This window comes from Burkholderia stagnalis (assembly GCF_902830275.1).
Classification (GTDB): domain Bacteria; phylum Pseudomonadota; class Gammaproteobacteria; order Burkholderiales; family Burkholderiaceae; genus Burkholderia; species Burkholderia stagnalis.
On the sequence record NZ_CADESW010000001.1, the window covers coordinates 176088 to 192909 of the forward strand.

General features: G+C 70.8%; 18 protein-coding genes and 1 pseudogene. 10 read left to right on the forward strand and 9 right to left on the reverse strand.

The genetic code is table 11. From position 1 onward, the window contains the following. Window positions 1-46: 46 nt before the first annotated feature. Window positions 47-658, reverse strand: a complete 612-nt coding sequence (locus HWY45_RS00740) for a J domain-containing protein (protein WP_059884222.1) — start codon at window positions 656-658, stop codon at window positions 47-49. A gap of 86 nt (window positions 659-744) precedes the next feature. After that, a complete protein-coding gene (locus HWY45_RS00745; RefSeq protein WP_059563599.1) occupies window positions 745-1704 on the reverse strand; it encodes a LysR family transcriptional regulator in 960 nt (319 codons plus the stop codon). Window positions 1705-1860: 156 nt separating this feature from the next. On the opposite strand from HWY45_RS00745, the gene HWY45_RS00750 reads away from it, so the two are divergent. The 3 genes from HWY45_RS00750 (at window position 1861) to mmsB (ending at window position 5767) form a co-directional block, all read left to right on the forward strand. Next, window positions 1861-3180, forward strand: coding sequence for an MFS transporter (locus HWY45_RS00750; protein ID WP_059808324.1), 1320 nt, complete (start codon window positions 1861-1863; stop codon window positions 3178-3180). A 98-nt stretch (window positions 3181-3278) separates the two neighbouring features. After that, window positions 3279-4805: a CoA-acylating methylmalonate-semialdehyde dehydrogenase gene (locus tag HWY45_RS00755; protein ID WP_059884223.1), complete on the forward strand. Its 1527-nt coding sequence runs from the start codon at window positions 3279-3281 to the stop codon at window positions 4803-4805. 65 nt (window positions 4806-4870) lie between these two features. Next, complete coding sequence (gene mmsB, locus HWY45_RS00760) at window positions 4871-5767, forward strand: 3-hydroxyisobutyrate dehydrogenase (RefSeq protein ID WP_059884224.1); 897 nt, start codon at window positions 4871-4873, stop codon at window positions 5765-5767. Window positions 5768-5825: 58 nt separating this feature from the next. Here the strand turns inward: mmsB and HWY45_RS00765 are convergent, their stop codons facing one another. The 4 genes from HWY45_RS00765 to HWY45_RS00780 all read right to left on the reverse strand — a co-directional run bounded on the left by HWY45_RS00765 (window position 5826) and on the right by HWY45_RS00780 (window position 8542). Further along, entirely contained in the window at window positions 5826-6158 is a 333-nt protein-coding gene (locus HWY45_RS00765) for a hypothetical protein (RefSeq protein ID WP_059884225.1), read from the reverse strand. Window positions 6159-6357: 199 nt separating this feature from the next. After that, the gene (gene rpoN, locus HWY45_RS00770) at window positions 6358-7809 is read right to left on the reverse strand and encodes an RNA polymerase factor sigma-54 (protein ID WP_059884226.1); all 1452 of its coding nucleotides are present in this window, start codon (window positions 7807-7809) and stop codon (window positions 6358-6360) included. Window positions 7810-8033: 224 nt separating this feature from the next. Continuing rightward, the gene (locus tag HWY45_RS00775) at window positions 8034-8345 is read right to left on the reverse strand and encodes a hypothetical protein (RefSeq protein ID WP_059884227.1); all 312 of its coding nucleotides are present in this window, start codon (window positions 8343-8345) and stop codon (window positions 8034-8036) included. Further along, window positions 8342-8542: a hypothetical protein gene (locus HWY45_RS00780; protein ID WP_230946920.1), complete on the reverse strand. Its 201-nt coding sequence runs from the start codon at window positions 8540-8542 to the stop codon at window positions 8342-8344. The genes HWY45_RS00775 and HWY45_RS00780 overlap by 4 nt, the downstream gene beginning before the upstream one ends. Window positions 8543-8930: 388 nt before the next feature. Here HWY45_RS00780 and HWY45_RS00785 point away from each other — a divergent pair, with 388 nt between their 5' ends. The 3 genes from HWY45_RS00785 to HWY45_RS00795 all read left to right on the forward strand — a co-directional run bounded on the left by HWY45_RS00785 (window position 8931) and on the right by HWY45_RS00795 (window position 10139). Further along, window positions 8931-9086 carry a hypothetical protein gene (locus HWY45_RS00785; protein WP_167361398.1) on the forward strand — a complete coding sequence of 52 codons (156 nt, stop codon included), beginning with the start codon at window positions 8931-8933 and terminating at the stop codon, window positions 9084-9086. A gap of 50 nt (window positions 9087-9136) precedes the next feature. After that, complete coding sequence (locus tag HWY45_RS00790; protein WP_059563590.1) at window positions 9137-9568, forward strand: CBS domain-containing protein; 432 nt, start codon at window positions 9137-9139, stop codon at window positions 9566-9568. 76 nt (window positions 9569-9644) lie between these two features. Beyond that, window positions 9645-10139: a PRC-barrel domain-containing protein gene (locus HWY45_RS00795; protein ID WP_059884230.1), complete on the forward strand. Its 495-nt coding sequence runs from the start codon at window positions 9645-9647 to the stop codon at window positions 10137-10139. A gap of 444 nt (window positions 10140-10583) precedes the next feature. Here HWY45_RS00795 and HWY45_RS00800 read toward each other — a convergent pair whose 3' ends face one another. Together HWY45_RS00800 and HWY45_RS00805 are read right to left on the reverse strand one after the other, a co-directional pair. Beyond that, on the reverse strand, window positions 10584-11195 hold the full coding sequence (locus tag HWY45_RS00800) for a DUF4142 domain-containing protein (RefSeq protein WP_059884231.1): 612 nt from the start codon (window positions 11193-11195) through the stop codon (window positions 10584-10586). A 144-nt stretch (window positions 11196-11339) separates the two neighbouring features. Further along, window positions 11340-11744, reverse strand: a complete 405-nt coding sequence (locus HWY45_RS00805) for a BON domain-containing protein (protein WP_059884485.1) — start codon at window positions 11742-11744, stop codon at window positions 11340-11342. A gap of 259 nt (window positions 11745-12003) precedes the next feature. On the opposite strand from HWY45_RS00805, the gene HWY45_RS00810 reads away from it, so the two are divergent. From HWY45_RS00810 to HWY45_RS00820, 3 genes and pseudogenes are all read left to right on the forward strand, one after another. Continuing rightward, a complete protein-coding gene (locus HWY45_RS00810; protein WP_059563587.1) occupies window positions 12004-12201 on the forward strand; it encodes a hypothetical protein in 198 nt (65 codons plus the stop codon). Window positions 12202-12429: 228 nt separating this feature from the next. Next, window positions 12430-12735: a hypothetical protein gene (locus HWY45_RS36675; protein ID WP_059884232.1), complete on the forward strand. Its 306-nt coding sequence runs from the start codon at window positions 12430-12432 to the stop codon at window positions 12733-12735. A gap of 24 nt (window positions 12736-12759) precedes the next feature. Next, window positions 12760-13821, forward strand: a pseudogene (locus HWY45_RS00820) (LysR family transcriptional regulator); the annotation flags it as partial. A 389-nt stretch (window positions 13822-14210) separates the two neighbouring features. On the opposite strand, the gene HWY45_RS00825 reads toward HWY45_RS00820, so the two are convergent. Further along, a complete protein-coding gene (locus HWY45_RS00825) occupies window positions 14211-15794 on the reverse strand; it encodes an MFS transporter (RefSeq protein WP_059884233.1) in 1584 nt (527 codons plus the stop codon). A gap of 100 nt (window positions 15795-15894) precedes the next feature. Here HWY45_RS00825 and HWY45_RS00830 point away from each other — a divergent pair, with 100 nt between their 5' ends. After that, entirely contained in the window at window positions 15895-16773 is an 879-nt protein-coding gene (locus tag HWY45_RS00830) for a LysR family transcriptional regulator (RefSeq protein ID WP_059808356.1), read from the forward strand. Window positions 16774-16822: the final 49 nt, after the last annotated feature.

The following is a 16822-nucleotide window of genomic DNA, read 5'->3' on the forward strand; positions in this document are numbered from 1 at the left end:
ACGGGCACGGCGCATGGCCAGATGGGGCCGGACACCTCATCGACGCCTACTGGCGCAGCCCGAACACGCTGTGCCACAGCGCGCTGAAAAAGTCCGTGTGCGCGTGTTCGTCGCTGCGGCGGGTGTCATCCTTCGGTGCGTCCGCCGGCGCCGGTTCCGGCTCGCGTGCGTCCTGGGTCGATGCCGCCGGTTTCGCCGGCTCGTCGCGCGCCGCGCCCCGTGAGACGTCCTGCCGACGCGACGCATGCAGCGCGGCCACGCTGTTCGCAATCTGTTCGGCGATCGGCGCTTCGCAATCGCGTCCGAGCAACACGCCGAACACGACGTCGCGGTTGTGCCCCTGCTCGGCGAAGCGCATCGCCAGTGCCACGCGCTCCGCGTATTGCGCGTCGCGCTCGGCCTGCCTGCGCGCCTCTTCTTCGTGCAGGTGCGCGTGGCGGCGCATCTCCTCGGCATAGACGGTGTCGTACACGCGGCGTTGCGCGGGGTCCGAGAGAATCGCGTAAGCCTCGTTGATCTCCTGGAACCGCACATGCGCGGCGTCGCACCCGACGTTGCGGTCGGGATGCGCCTTCATCGCGGCGCGCCGGTAGCCGCGCTTGATTTCGGCGTCGGTGGCATCCTCCGGCACACCAAGCAATTCGTACAGGGTCGTCATTGCGGACCGGGTGAGAGTCGGATCGCGTCGATCCTAGCACGCCAATGCAGCACCGGCGTGGCTCGGGCAGTGACGCCCAACCCAGCCTAACCCGCCGCCCCGACGAACCGCATTTCCCCCGACTCCCCCGCCAGCAACGCCCGATTCGCGTCCGCCGCCGCCCGCAGGTAATCCCACAGCGCCGTCACCCGCCGCAGCTTGCGCAAGTCCTCCCGGCAGGTCAGCCAGAAGCACCGCGTGACGGCGACCTCGTCGGGCAGCACCGGCACGAGCGCCGGCTGCTGCGCAGCGATGAAGCACGGCAGGATCGCGAGCCCGCCGCCCTGCAGTGCCGCGAAATACTGTGCGATCACGCTCGTCGTCCGCAGCCCGGCCGTCGCGCCGGGCACCGCGCGCTCCAGGTACAGCAGTTCGCTGCTGAAGGCCAGATCGTCGACGTAGCTGATGAACGTGTGCGCGGCAAGATCGCCGACGCCCGCAATCGGCGCATGGTTCGCCAGATACGCCTGCGTCGCATACAGCCGCAACTGGTAATCGCACAACCTGGTGCACACATACGGCCCGCGTTCGGGCCGCTCGAGCGTGATCGCAAGGTCGGCCTCGCGCTTGGGCAGGCTCACGAAGTGCGGCACCGGCAGCAGGTCCACCGTCACATGCGGGTGCGCGGCGCGGAACTGCGCAAGCTGCGGCGCCAGGAAGAAACACCCGAAGCCTTCCGTCGACCCGATCCGCACGTGCCCGGACAACGCATGCCCCGTATTCGCGACCTGGTCGCACGCCGACTGCACCGTCGTCTCCATCGCGTCCGCGTAGGCGACCAGCCGCTGCCCTTCCGCGGTCAGCGTGAAGCCGCCCGAGCGCGACTTGTCGAACAGCAGCGTGCCCATCGCCTCCTCCAGCGCGCGGATGCGCCGGGCGACGGTCGTGTAGTCGACGCCGAGCCGCTTCGCGGCGCCGCTCGCACGCTGCGTGCGCGCGACTTCGAGGAAGAACCGCAGGTCGTCCCAGTTCAGGTTGCCGGAGACCGGCTCGGGAAGGTGTCGCATCGTCGGGAAGGCAGGGTGGGAAGGTCTCCGGGCCGGCCGTCGATATGCAAATTTGCATATCCAACCGGTTTCTTTATCGGTACTCCATGAATCTGCGCATAACTATACTCGACCACGACCTGCGGACTACGAGCCGCGGCACACTCAGGAGACACCATGCAGACCCGATCCACCCTTGACGAACATGCGGCGATGGCGGCCCCGGCGCCCGCCCGCACCGCGAAGGACTACCTGCTGGCCGGCTGGGCCAGCATGGCCGGCACGACGATCGAGTGGTACGACTTCTTCCTGTACGGCACCGCCGCCGCACTCGTGTTCAACCGCATCTTCTTCCCGTCGCTCGACCCCGTCGTCGGCACGCTCGCCGCGTTCGGCACGTTCGCGGTCGGCTTCATCGGCCGGCCGATGGGCGGCATCGTGTTCGGCCACTTCGGCGACCGCCTCGGCCGCAAGTCGATGCTGATGATCACGCTGCTGCTGATGGGCGTGCCGAGCATGATCATCGGCCTGATCCCGTCGTACGACAGCATCGGCTACTGGGCCGCCGCGCTGCTGATCGCGATGCGCTTCCTGCAGGGGATGGCGGTCGGCGGCGAATGGGGCGGCGCGGTGCTGATGGCGGTCGAGCATGCGCCGGACGGCCGCAAGGGGCTGTTCGGCAGCCTGCCGCAGACGGGCGTCGGCCTCGGCCTGATCCTGTCGTCGGTCGCGATGGCCGCGGTGGCGGCGCTGCCCGAGGCCGACATGCTGTCGTGGGGCTGGCGCATCCCGTTCCTCGCGAGCATCGCGCTCGTCGGCCTCGGCTGGTTCATCCGCGCGAAGGTGCCGGAATCGCCGGATTTCGAGAAGATGAAGCACCAGGGCAAGGCCGAGAAATCGCCGGTGATCGCGGCGATCCGCCGGCATCCGCGCGAGGTGCTGACGATCGTCGGCGCGCGCGCCGCCGAGAACACCTGGTTCTACATGGTCGTCACCTTCGCGCTCGCGTATGCGACCCAGCAGCTGAAGCTGCCGAAGGCCGACATGCTGCATGCGATCACGGCCGGCGCGGTGCTGTCGCTCGTGACGATGCCGCTGTGCGGCCACCTGAGCGACCGCATCGGCCAGCGCCGCATGTTCGCGTTCGGCCTCGTGCTGATGTGCGCGTTCGCCGCGCCGTTCTTCATGCTGCTCGGCACGCAGCAGACGGCGCTCGCGTGGTGGGCGATCGTGCTCGGCCTCGGCGTCGTGTTCCCGATCCTGTATGCGCCGGAATCGCTGCTGTTCGCGAAGCAGTTTCCCGCGGAAATCCGCTACAGCGGCATCTCGCTGTCGGTGCAGCTCGCCGGCGTGCTCGGCGGCGGCTTCGCGCCGATGATCGCGACGTCGCTGCTCAAGGCCGGCGGCGGCCAGCCGCACTACGTGATCGCCTACCTCGTCGGGCTCGGCGTGTTCGCGCTGGTCTGCACGATGCTGATGCGCAACCCGCGCGGCTGACGCCCTTGCCGTTTTTCCCCGCCCGGCCCGGCGCGCATTCGCGCCGAGCGCGGGCCCCGCTTTCGCCTTTGATCGACGTTTCGTCTCGGAGATTGTTCATGAACGCTGCCGTACCCCAGTCCACCCTCGCCCTGCCCACCGCCCGGCTGCTGATCGACGGCCAGTTCGTCGAATCGCAAAGCGCCGAATGGGGCGACATCGTCAACCCCGCGACGCAGGAAGTGATCGGCCGCGTGCCGTATGCGAGCGTCGACGAGGTCGATGCCGCGATCGCGTCCGCGCAGCGTGCATTCCAGACCTGGAAGACGACGCCGATCGGCGCGCGCATGCGCATCATGCTGAAGTTCCAGGACCTGGTGCGCCAGAACCTGGAACGCATCGCGAAGACGCTGACGGCCGAACAGGGCAAGACGCTGCCCGACGCGCAGGGCGACATCTTCCGCGGCCTCGAGGTGGTCGAGCATGCGTGCTCGATCGGCACGCTGCAGCTCGGCGAGTTCGCGGAGAACGTCGCGGGCGGCGTCGATACCTACACGCTGCGCCAGCCGATCGGCGTGTGCGCGGGCATCACGCCGTTCAACTTCCCCGGCATGATCCCGCTGTGGATGTTCCCGATGGCGATCGTGTGCGGCAACACGTTCGTGCTGAAGCCGTCCGAGCAGGACCCGCTGTCGACGATGCAGCTCGTCGAGCTCGCGATCGAGGCCGGCGTGCCGAAGGGCGTGCTGAACGTCGTGCACGGCGGCAAGGTCGTGGTCGACCGGCTGTGCACGCATCCGGACGTGAAGGCGATTTCGTTCGTCGGCTCGACGCGCGTCGGCACGCACGTCTACAACCTCGGCAGCGAGCACGGCAAGCGCGTGCAGTCGATGATGGGCGCGAAGAACCACGCGGTGGTGCTGCCCGACGCGCATCGCGAGCAGACGATCAACGCGCTCGTCGGCGCGGGCTTCGGCGCGGCCGGGCAGCGCTGCATGGCGACGTCGGTCGTCGTGCTGGTCGGCGCCGCGCGCGACTGGCTGCCGGACCTCGTCGAGAAAGCGAAGCAATTGAAGGTCAACGCGGGCCACGAGCCGGGCACCGACGTCGGCCCGGTCGTGTCGAAGGCCGCGCATGCGCGCATCGCGGGGCTGATCGACGAAGGCGTGAAGGCCGGCGCGACGCTCGTGCTCGACGGCCGCGACGTGAAGGTGCCCGGCTACGAGCGCGGCAACTTCGTCGGCCCGACGATCTTCTCCGGCGTCTCGACCGACATGTCGATCTACACCGAGGAAATCTTCGGGCCGGTGGTGGTCGTGCTCGAAGCCGACACGCTCGACGACGCGATCGCGCTCGTCAACCGCAACCCGATGGGCAACGGCGTGGGCCTGTTCACGCAGAGCGGCGCGGCCGCGCGCAAGTTCCAGAGCGAGATCGACGTCGGCCAGGTCGGCATCAACATTCCGATCCCGGTGCCGGTGCCCTACTTCAGCTTCACCGGCTCGCGCGGCTCGAAGCTCGGCGATCTCGGCCCGTACGGCAAGCAGGTCGTGCAGTTCTACACGCAGACGAAAACCGTGACCGCGCGCTGGTTCGACGACGACGCGACGGCGGGCGGCGTCAACACGACGATCGCGTTGCGCTGAAGGCTATGCATAGGACCGGAGTAACCGCTAAAGCGCCAACTCCGGTCGACACCAGGAACCAGATCATGGAAATCGCATTCATCGGGCTCGGCAACATGGGCGGCCCCATGGCCGCCAACCTGCTCAAGGCCGGCCACGCGCTGGCGGTGTTCGACCTCGACGCGCACGCCGTCGAGGCCGCCGTGCGCGCGGGCGCGACGGCCGCTGCCTCGCCGCGCGACGCGGCGGCCCGCGCGTCGGTCGTGATCACGATGCTGCCGGCCGCGCAGCACGTGCGCGGCGTCTACCTCGACGACGACGGCGTGCTCGCGGGCGCACGCGCCGGCGCGACGCTGATCGACTGCAGCACGATCGATCCCGGCACGGTGCGCGCAGTGGCCGATGCGGCCGCGCGGCGCGGCCACCCGCTCGCCGACGCGCCGGTGTCCGGCGGCACCGCCGGCGCGCAGGCCGGCACGCTGACCTTCATGGTCGGCGCGGATGCGGCGCTGTTCGAGCGCATCCGCCCGGTGCTGCTCGACATGGGGAAGAACGTCGTGCACTGCGGCGGCACCGGCACGGGCCAGATCGCGAAGATCTGCAACAACCTGCTGCTCGGCATTTCGATGATGGGCGTGTCGGAAGCGATGGCGCTCGGCGCGGTGCTCGGCATCGAGCCCGGGGTGCTGGCCGGCATCATCAACACGTCGACCGGCCGCTGCTGGAGCTCGGACAGCTGCAACCCGTATCCGGGCGTGCTGCCCGCGGCCCCCGCCGCGCGGGGCTACACGGGCGGCTTTGCCGCGAACCTGATGCTGAAGGATCTCGGGCTCGCGACCGAAGCCGCGCGGCAGGCGCGCCAGCCGGTGTGGATGGGCGCGCTCGCGCAGCAGCTCTATCAGTCGATGAGCCAGCAGGGGCTGGGCGGACTGGATTTCTCCGCGTGCGTGAAGCTGTACGAGGGGCAGACGGCCGGCGCATGACGCTGCGCGGGACGGAACGCGGCGGCGGCGCCTGATACGGCGCCGCCGGCGGCAATGCTCAGCCGCGCGAGTCGGCAGTGGTCTCTAAGGTCGGATGGCACTCGAATGCGAGCTCGGAGCTGGCGCTCACGCCGCGGCCCGCAGACAGCGATTCGCGCTTCATGCTCGCGCGCATGCCGCGCTGCGAGCAGTAGTTCGTCGCTTCGTCGACGGCTTTCTCGTGAGCGGTCGCCCAGGTGGTCGACATGCCGACCGTGCGGGTCGACACGGTGTAGACGTTCGGCTTCGACGTCGACGCGACGTCGGACGTGGTCGAGCAGGCCGCGAGCAGCCATGCGACGGCCACGACCGGCAGCCAGCGCAAGGATCGGAAAGAAACGGGATTTGACATGGGGCAGCAGATATGCGTCGAATCGACGGCATTTGGCAATATTTCCGACATTATGCCCGGCTATTCGACGAAGATCATGTCACGTATTGTGAACAGACTGTTTCGCCTGATTAAACGACGGGGCCTGCGCCGGTCGCGATGACGCGAACCGGCCCCGAAAACGCGGAAAACGCATGAAGGAAGCGCCCCCCTGCTCCCGTCACGCCGGCGCGCGCCGCCGCAGCTCGGCGGGCGGAATCTTCATCGCCTGCCGGTATTTGGTCACGGTGCGGCGCGCGAGCAGGATGCCGCGGCCGGCGAGGCGCTGCGTGAGCGCAACGTCCGTCAGCGGATCGGCGGGCCGCTCCGCGGCGATCATGTCGCGGATCAGCACCTTCGCGGCGGCCGCCGAGCTGGAGCCCTGGCCGGCCGCCTCGAGCCGGCGCGGGAAGAAGTGCTTGAACTCGAACGTGCCGAACGGCGTCGCCATGTACTTGTTGCCGGTCGCGCGCGACACGGTCGATTCGTGCAGGTCGAGTTCCTCCGCGATGTCGCGCAGCACGAGCGGCTTCAGCGCGATCTCGCCGTAGCGGAAGAAATCCCGCTGGCGCGCGACGATGCACGCGCCGACGCGCTGGATCGTATCGAAACGCTTGTGCGCGTTGCGGATCAGCCAGCGCGCCTCCTGAAGCTGCCGGCCGAGCGGAGAATCGCGCTCGCCGCTCGAGCGCGCGAACAGTTCCGCATAGCGCTGGTGCAGCCGGGCGCGCGGCAGCACCGCCGGATTGGTCGTCACGACCCATTCGTCGCGCACCTGGCGCACGATCACGTCCGGCACGACGTAATCGCCGCGTGTACTGCCGTAGTGATTGCCGGGGCGCGGGTCGAGCCCGCGCACGAGCGCGCACGCGGCATGCAGCGTGTGCACGTCGCAGCCGAGCCGGCGCTGCAGCTCGGCCGTCTCGCGCCGCGCGAGCCGTTCGAGATGCTCGCGCGCGATCGCCTTCGCGCTGTCGAGCGCCGGCGTGTCGGCCGGCATCGCGTCGAGCTGCAGCAGCAGGCACTCGGACAGCGAACGCGCGGCGATCCCGGGCCGGTCGAGCGACTGCACGAGGCGCAGCGCGACGGCGAGATCCCGTTCGCTCAGCAGCAGCGCCGGGTCGGCGGCGAGCACGAGATCCGGCAGCGACTGCCGCAGGTAGCCGTCGTCGTCGAGCGCGTCGATCAGCAGATGCGCAGCCGCGTGGTCGCGCCGGTTCAGCGGATGGAGCCGCAGCGCATCGTGCAGTTGCGCATGCAGCGAGGGCTCGGCCGCGGTCCATTCGCCGGGGCCGGTGCCCGGCCCGTCGTCGTCCTGGCGGCCGGGGCCCCGCGCCGACGGCTCGGCCGTGTAGGTGGGTTCGCCGTCCGGCGGCGGTGCGTCGTCGGGCATGTCATCGGGCATGTCGCCGCGCGTCTGCTCCGCGCGATCGGCCTCGGCGTCGGCCTGGGGCGCGACACCGGCTTCCTCGTCGGCGGCACGGCCATCCTCGAGAAACGGATTGGTATCGAGCGCCTGCCGCAGTTCCTGCTGGAATTCGAGCGACGACAGCTGCAACAGGCGCAGCGATTGCTGAAGCCTCGGCGTGAGTGCCAGATGCTGCCGCATCTGGAGCGTCAGCGTGATGGACATCGGCGGACCTCCTCGGTGGTCGGTGATACGGGCCCACCACTCGCACGCAACTTCCACGCCATCCGCGCGCCGTGCGGCACAACGACGGGCGGTGCGGTTCGCACGCCGCGCGGCGCATCGGACCCTGTCCTTTTTACAACCGCGCGGCAAGTCTGACCCGCGCAACCGGCGCTACGCGGCACGCGCCGTGCGCGCGGTGGCCCGCGGCCGGCGCGGGCGCACGGTCAGAACCGGTTGATATGGAAATCCCCCGCGCAGGCGGTCGGGCTGCGCCGCGCCATCATCTCGGCGAATTCCGTCTCGAGTCGCGCCAGCGCGCGCCGCTGCTGCGCGATATCCCAGTGCGCGAACGCGTCGAACGCGTCCTCGTCGAACGTCACGGTAACCGCGGCCGGATGGCCGTCGGCCCGAAAGCCGACATGCAGCACGCCGGCAGGCCGCTCCTCGACATGAAACGGCACCCCGCGCGCCTCGAAGTAGCGGCCGAGCGTCTCGGCAATCTCGCGCCGCAGGCCCGGCACCACGCGGATGCTCATCGCCAGCCGCCTCGGCACGTCATCGCGCCGGCACGCGGCGCGCGCGCCGCATGCACCGGCGGCTTGCCGCCGGGCGGTTCGCGCCGCGGCGGCGGGTGGCCGGGCCGATCGCCTTCCGGATACCGGTACGGCCGGGTCGGATCGGGCGGCAGGTCGTCGTCGAGCGGATCGGGGTCGTCCGAATCGATGTCGGGCATCGTCGGCTCGGGCCGGTGCAACCACCTCGCAAGCACCTGTTCCATCTGCGCCCCCTCATGTCGTTACGCATGCCGCCGGTTCGCAATCGGCGTGCCGCTCGGCCGGTGTGCAATTGCTACACCGGCCGCGGCATATTTTTCATGCTGCGTTTCGCTGCGCGATCGCGTGCTGCTCCGGGGCTCCGGGGCTTCGGCGTACCGGCGTACCGGCGTACCGGCGTACCGGGGCTCCGAGGCTCCGAGGCTCCGAGGCTCCGGCACTCCGGCCAAACGCCAAACCGCATACACACGCAGGGTCGGGAATACACATTGCGGAGACGAGGGCATGCCGCATGGCACATCGGGCATGCCCGGGGCCGACCATGCACCGACTCTGCAGGAGAAGAAAATGTCTCAGACGAATCCCAAGCCCGTGACGAATCGCAAGCCCGCGCGATGGCGCGAAGTGGAAGGCGCGCTCGAAGTGACCGCGCTGGCGGCGGTCGAATGCGCGCTGGTGCTCGGCCTGCTGACCGCGCTCGGCATTCCGCACGGCGGACTGTAGCCGCGGCCGGCGCGCGCCGGCTCCCTTCATCGATCTGCAAGGAGACGCTCATGCATCGCGTCGACGAAATCATGTCGCGGGACGTCGTGCGCGTGGCGCCGACCGACACGATCCGCCATGCCGCGCAGTTGATGGCGCGCTACGACATCGGCGCGTTGCCGGTGTGCGACCACAACCGGCTGGTGGGCATGGTGACGGACCGCGATCTCGCGGTGCGTGCGATCTCCACCGGCAAGCCGCCCGAAACGCGGGTGCGCGAAGTCGCATCGGGGCCGCTCGAATTCTGCTTCGACGACGACGCGCTCGACGAAATCCAGGCATACATGGCCGCCGCGCAGCTGCGCCGCATGCCGGTGATCGATCACGACCGGCGGCTGGTGGGCATGCTGACGCTCGCCGATATCGCGACGCGCGCAGACGGCGCATCGCGCGAGGAAGTCGCGAACACGCTCGAACGCGTGTCGCAACCGAAGCCGAAGTAAACGCGCCGGCCCGCCCCTCATCCGCGCGCACGCCGCCCCGTGCGGGCCGCGTGCGCGCCCCATCAGGAGCACGATCATGCAGACACCCGCCCCCGACCGCACCCGCATCATCCGCAAGGAGCGCGACACCGCGCGCGGCCCCGGCCCCGACGTGATGGCCACCGGCACGCTGACGGGCGACCGGGTCTATGCAGCCGACGGCGACGACGTCGGCCGGATCAAGGACATCATGCTCGACGTGCATTCGGGCCGCATCGCGTATGCGGTGCTGGCGAGCGGCGGCACGCTCGGCATCGGCGACAAGCTGCTCGCGATTCCGTGGAGCGCGTTCACGCTCGACACGCGGCAACGGTGCCTGCGCCTGGCGGTGCCGGCCGCGCGGATCCGCGATGCGCCGGGATTCGACCAGGATCATTGGCCGGAGACGGCCGATGCGCAGTGGGCCGCCCTGTCGCATGCGGACGACAGCGCGCCCGACTGGAACATGGACGACGACTACGACTCGGAGATGGATGCGCCGCCGCACGAGGCGTCGCCGGACGGCCCGGAGCGCGGCACGGAGCGCGACTGAGCAGCGGGTTGGGTCGTCGGTGCGCCGGTGCGTCGGCCCGTAGGCGCATCAGCGCATCAGCGCATCGACACATCGGCACATCGGCGCATCGACGCATCGACGCATCGGCACATCGGCGCATCGGCACATCGGCACATCGGCGCACCGGCACATCGGCACATCGGCACACCGGCACATCGACACATCGTCGCATCGTCGCATCGGCACATCGACACATCGACACATCGACACATCGTCGCATCGTCGCATCGTCGCATCGTCGCATCGGCGCATCGGCACATCGGCACATCGGTGCATCGGTGCATCGGCGCATCGGCGCATCGACACATCGGCGCATCGGCGCATCGGCGCATCGGCGCATCGGCGCATCGGCGCATCGGCACATCAGCACATCAGCACATCAGCACATCGACACATCCACACATCGGCACATCGGCGCGCACATCACGGCGCGCCTGGCGCACCGAGCTTGCGCGCCAGTGCCTGCGCCGCCGCGAGGTGCTGCCTGAGAAGCGGCAGCGTGTCGTTCGCGAAGGCGCGCAGATCGGCGTCGTGGCCGTTGCGCGCCTCGTCCTCGAACACCCGGATCGCCTTGCGATGCGCTTCGGGTCCGGCCACGGCCAGATACGCCGCGTCGAAATCGCGGCCGGCACGGCGGCGCAGCGCCTCGACGTCCGGATCGACGATCTGCACGGTCTGCACCGGCAGGCCCTTGCGTACGCCGAGCCCGCGCAGCCGCGCGCTCACCTTGCCGTGATCGTCGACCATCCGCTTCGCGAACGCGCGCACGTCGGGCGACGACGCCTTCTCCAGCGCGAGCTGGCTCGCCTGCATCTCGCTCTTGCCGGCGAGCCCCGCCTTGTCGACGAACTCCGCATCGATGCCTTGCGGACGCTTGGACATCTGCGCGTCGTCGGGCACGGGCGGCGGCTCGATCACGCCGCGCGGCGCACGCGTGTTCGACGCGGGCGGCGCGTCAGGCGTTTGTGCAGGCGTGGTCGCTGCCACACCCAGCGCGGCGGCGATCGCCGCGCACGTCCAGATGCCGGTTCTCATCGGATACCTCCTGACGCTTCGGCGACAGCCGGCCCGACGCCTTCGACGCCGACGCCGGCGCGCCATATCCGCGATCGGCGCATGTGCAGCAGCAGGCCGACCACATTGCGCAGTGCGCGGTGCGCGCACCGCTGTCCGCCGCGATCACTTCGCGCGGATCGAGAGTTCGTCGCGCACGTGCTGCACGCCGTCGATCTGCTTCACGATCCTGACGGCCGCGATGTGCTGCTGCTCGTCGGGCACACTGCCGGTCAGCAGCACGTCGCCGTGCCGCGTCGTCACGTGGATGTCGCCGGACGACAGATCCTCCCTGCCGAACATTGCCGCCTTCGCCTTGGTCGTGATCGTCGCGTCGTGAATCTCCGTGCCGATCATCGCCACCAGCGAAGATGCGTCCGCGTCGGTCGCGTCGCCCGTGTCGCCCGCGGCCGACGCGCCGGGCACGACCACGAGGAACGCGACGGCCGCGACGGCAATCGCCGCGCCCGGTCGCATCGCCGCGCGGCGTTTCAGCCCCGGGCGCCCTGCCCGCCACTGACTCGCGCTCATCGTGACCTCCATTCGTCGATCCGGCGTTCGCCGGTTACGGCCACGAGGTCGCAAGCTGCGTGCCGCGACGACTGGCCGCCTGATCGCACACGCCCCGGCGCGCGTCGACGGCCCGCGCCGGCGGTCGATTTCTGCACGACCTTTGAAATTTTTTGCGCACACGACACGACACCGGGCGACGGATGACGCCCGATATCGTGTCGAACTGACCGGCTAGCCGCCGCTCGCGCCCGGCGCGGATGCGGCCCCCGGCGCCCCCATGCCGCCGCTCGTCGCGCCCGCCGCGCTGCTGGCCGGCGCGGTGCCCGGCACGGTGGACGGCGAAGGCGCCATGCTGCTGCTCGATGCGCTCGAGCCCGAGTCGCTGTCGCTCCGCTTCGAGCATCCCGTGCCTGCCGCGACGCCGGCCACCAGAAGGCCGACGGCGAGCGCGCGCCATACGTTGCGTAGTGATTGACGTTGCATGACACCTCCCGTGTCGAAGGAACTTCGCCCCCCGATCAGCAGGTTCCGTGCCACGCCCGCGCGACGATCTCGCCCCATTCATTTCCCGAATGACGCTCACCCGAATATTTAATTTCCCATTGCCCCGGACGCCACACATACTCGCGAAGGAATCCGACACATAACGTCCACGGCGCCCGGGCCGAAGCTGCGCACAGAAGCGGCATGCCCGCGCCCCTACATGGAAGGAGACATCGGCGTGCAACTGGAAGCCACTCACCGCGCGGGCCTCGGGCTCGCGGCGGACGACGCAGTGCATCGGGGCGACGCGGCCGCGCGCGACCCCGCGCTCAGCCTGCGGCTGCAGGTGTTCGCGGGCGGCGCGCTGTGGCTCGCGATCTACGGCACGCTGGTGCTGAACTTCTGCGACTTCGCGCGCCCGTCGCCGAGCGCGAGGACGGTGCGCGTCGGCAACTTCCGGGGCCTGCCGGCCAACATCCTCGTGTTCGCGGCGGTCAGCTTCGTGCTGGCGGGCGCGCTCGGATAACCCTCGCCCGAAAGCCTGCCCGCCATGCCCGCCCCGCCCGACGCAGGCGACGCAGGACACCCGCACGACGCCGCCGACGTGCTGGACGTGCTCGATGCGCGCCTGATGCGGATCCTGCTGGTGCTGCTGACCGAGCGAACCGTGTCGCGCGCGGCGGTGCGGCTCAACATGTCGCAGCCGGCGACGAGCGCCGCGCTGAAGCGGCTGCGCACGCTGCTCGGCGATCCGCTGCTGGTGCGCAGCCGCTACGGGATGGTGCCGACCGAGTTCGGCGCGCGGCTGATCGACCCGCTGCGCAATGCGCTGCGCGTGATCGACTTCATCCGCATCCAGCAGCCGACCTTCGACGCGCGCACATCGGTGCGCGCCTACCGGATCGGCTGCCCCGACTACCTGAACGTGCTGTTCGTGCCGAAGCTCGTCGCGCTGTTCCGCGCACGCGCGCCGCACGCGACGCTCGAATTCCATCCGCTCGGGGACGGCTTCGACACCGAACGCGCGCTCGCCGACGGCGAACTCGACATCGTGATCGACAACCGCGCCGCGCGCACGTCGCGATTCCGCCAGGACGACCTGTTCGACGATCGCGTGGTCTGCCTGATGTGCGCCGCGCACCCGGTCGCGAAGCGCGGCAGGATCACCGCCGCCGAATACGCGCAGGCGCCGCAGCTGTGCCCGACGCCATCGTGGCTCGAAGCGTCCGGCGCGATCGATCGGCAGCTCGAACGCGTCGGCCTGCAGCGCCGCATCGCCGTCACGCTGCCGCACTTCGAGCTCGCCGCGCATGCGCTGGTGCGCTCGGACCTGATCCTGACGACCACCGTCCGGCTCGCGCGGCACTACGCGAAGCTGCTGCCGCTCGGCGTGGTCGCGCTGCCGGCGGAGCCGCCCGACATCGTCTACCGGATGACGTGGAACGAAGCCGGGCCGTGCGTCGATGGCGTGCGCTGGCTGCGCGGGCTGATCGCCGAGGCGACGCGCGGCTGGCTCGACGCGGACGCCGCGCGTCCGGGCGGTGCGGCGGTGAAGGCGGCGACGCCTGCTGCGGGATCGCCTGCCGCGGGGTCGCCCGCCACGGGATCGCCCGCTGCGGGATCGCCCGCCACGGGATCGCCCGCCACGGGATCGCCCGCCGCGGGATCGCCCGCCGCGGGATCGCCTGCCGCGGGATCGCCTGCCACGGGATCGCCCGCTGCGGGGTCGTCCGCCGCGGGGTCGTCCGCCGCAGGATCGCCCACCGCGGGATCGCCTGCCGCGGGATCGCCCGCCGCGGGATCGCCTGCCGCGGGATCGCCCGCCGCGGGATTGCCCGAACCGGCGCGCGGCAGCGGCCGGCGGCACGGGTCGCGCTGCGGGCAGGCTCGGCCGGCCGCCGTCGCGCATTCCGCGCGGGCGCATCGCGGCGCGACGAAGCCGCATTGACCTGCCGACGACGGCCTGCCCGGTTCGTTCACCACGCGCCGCCTGCTTCCGCTTCACGTCGCCGATACGCCGCTCGGCCGCGGTTGCGCAAGCAACGTCTTCACGACGAGCGCCCCGACGAGCGCCAGCCCCCCGCTCACGAGCAGCGCATCCGCGAACCCGCTCGCGAACGCCGCCGGCGCGGCGTCGCCGAGCACGCGCGCCGCATGCGGCGGCACGCGGGCGAGCGCCCGCGCGAGATCGCCGGCCAGCAGGCTCGACATGAACGGCGCATCGACGCTCGCGCGCAAACCCGGCGTCGCCGCGAGCAGGTGGTCGAGCTGCGCGTGCGTGCGCGCGGCCAGGACGGCGCCGAGCACGCCCACCGCCGTCACGATCGCGGAAAACCGCGTCGTCGTGCTGATCCCGGACGCCATGCCGGTGCGGTGCGGCGGCACGCACGCCATGATCGCCTTCTGCGTGTCGCCGTTCATGATGCCCGCGCCGCAGCCCGTCACGAACATCCCGAGCGCGACCAGCCGGTAGTCGCCGCTCGCCGTCAGCGCCGCGGTCAGCAGGTTGCCGGCGCCGATCAGCGCAAGCCCGCCCGCCAGCACGCCGCCCGGCGACACGCGCGCCGCCAGCATCGCGCCGAACGACGGCCCGACGATCATCGCGAACGCGAACGGCAGCATGCCGAGCCCCGCGTCGATCGCCGACATGCCGAACGCGTTCTGCAGATAGAGCGGCAGGAACGTCATCATCACCTGCGCGCACGCCGCGTAGCCGAACATCGCGAGCACCGCGCCGACGAAGCGCGGCGCGCGGAACAGCGCGAGGTCGATCATCGGCCGCGCCTGCCAGCGCTCCGCGCCGACGAAGCCCGCGAACAGCGCGGCGGCGAGCGCGAAACGGCCGAGCGTCGCCGCCGACAGCCAGCCGTGCGACGGCGCGCCGATCAGCGCGGCGATGCCGCAGGCGAGCGCCGCGCCGAACAGCAGGCTGCCGACGGCGTCGACGCGCTTCGCGTGCGGATCGCGCGATTCGTCGATCGCGACGCGCGCGCCCACGCCGAGCAGCACGCACACCGGCAGGTTGAGCAGGAACACCCAGCGCCAGCCGATCCACTGCGTGATCGCACCGCCGACGAGCGGCGCGATCGCGGTCGCGACGCCCATGCACATCCCCCAGATCGCCCACGCGCGGGTGCGCGCGCGCCCTTCCGGAAAGCGGTTCGCGATCACCGCGAGCGCGGCCGTGAGCAGCAGCGCCGCGCCGCCGCCCTTCACCGCGCGCGCGGCGATCAGCCAGCCGGCCGACGGCGCGAGCCCGCAACCGAGCGACGCGACGAAGAAGATCGCGAGGCCCGCCGCCAGCATCCGCTTGCGGCCGAAGCGGTCGGCGAGCCCGCCGGCCGGCAGCAGGCACGCGGCGAACGCGGTCATGTACGCGCTGACGACCCATTCGATGTCGGCGAAGCTCGCATGGAAGCTGCGCGCGATGCTCGGCAGCGACACGGCCACGACGTTGGTGTCGAGCACGATCAGCGAACAGGTGGCGGAGGCGACGACGAGCGTCGCGACGGCCGGCATGCGGGCGCCGGTGGACGGCGCGGCTGCGGGGTCTCCCGCATGCGGCGCCGGGGAAGGCTGGGACATCTGCAACTCCGGAACAGGATGAACGAGCCCTATGCTAGGCTTGCCCGGTATTGCCTGTCATTGAACCTTCCACGCTGTTTTATTGACGATTTTTGCAATCATGGACCGGCTCGAATTCCGCCATGTGCGCGCGTTCCTCAGCGTCGCGCGCCATCTCCACTTCGCCCGCGCGGCCGACGAACTCGACATGGCGCCGCCCGCGCTCACGCGGCAGATCCAGGAAGCCGAGCGGCTGCTCGGCGTGCGGCTGTTTCACCGGTCGCGGCGCGCGGTCACGCTGAGCGCCGCGGGCGAGGCGTATCTCGTCGAGGCGAGCGCCGCGTTCGAGCACCTGCAGCGCGGCCGCGAACTCGCCGCGCTGGCCGAGCGCGGCGAGCTGGGCCGGATCGAGGTCGGCTACGTGTCGTCGGCCGTCTATTCGGGCGCGCTGCAGCGCACGGTCGGCGCGTTTCGCGCCGCCCATCCGCGCATCGAGCTCAACCTGCGCGAGGTGCCGATGGACGACGTCGCGAAGCAGATCGACGCGGGCCGGCTCGACATCGCCTATGTCCGGCCGCCGCTGCCGCTGCCCGGCGAGCTGCGCACCGTCACGCTGCAGCGCGACGTGTTCATCGCGGCCGTCCCGGCCGACTCGCCGCTGGCCGCGCGGGAGACCGTGAAGGCCGCCGAGCTCGCCGGCGCCCGCTTCGCGGTGCCCGAGCAGGAGCTCGGCACGCTCGAAGTCGCGCGGCGCGGCCGTTTCGCGCCGGTGGTCGCCGCGCGGCCGGGCGGGCTGCTCGCGGTGCTGGCCTGCGTGTCGGTGAACGGCTGCGTGGCCGTGATCCCCGACGTGCTCGCGCAGTGCGTGTCGCTGCCGGGCGTCGCCTACCGGCCGCTCGCGGGCAAGCCGATCACGTCCGAACTCGCGCTCGCGTGCCGGCGCTTCGAGAAGGCGCCTGCGGTGCGCGCGTTCCTGCGGGCCGTGTCGCGGGTTGAGTGACGGGCGGAACCGATTCCGCGATCCACGGCGCGCCGGTCGCGCGCCAATG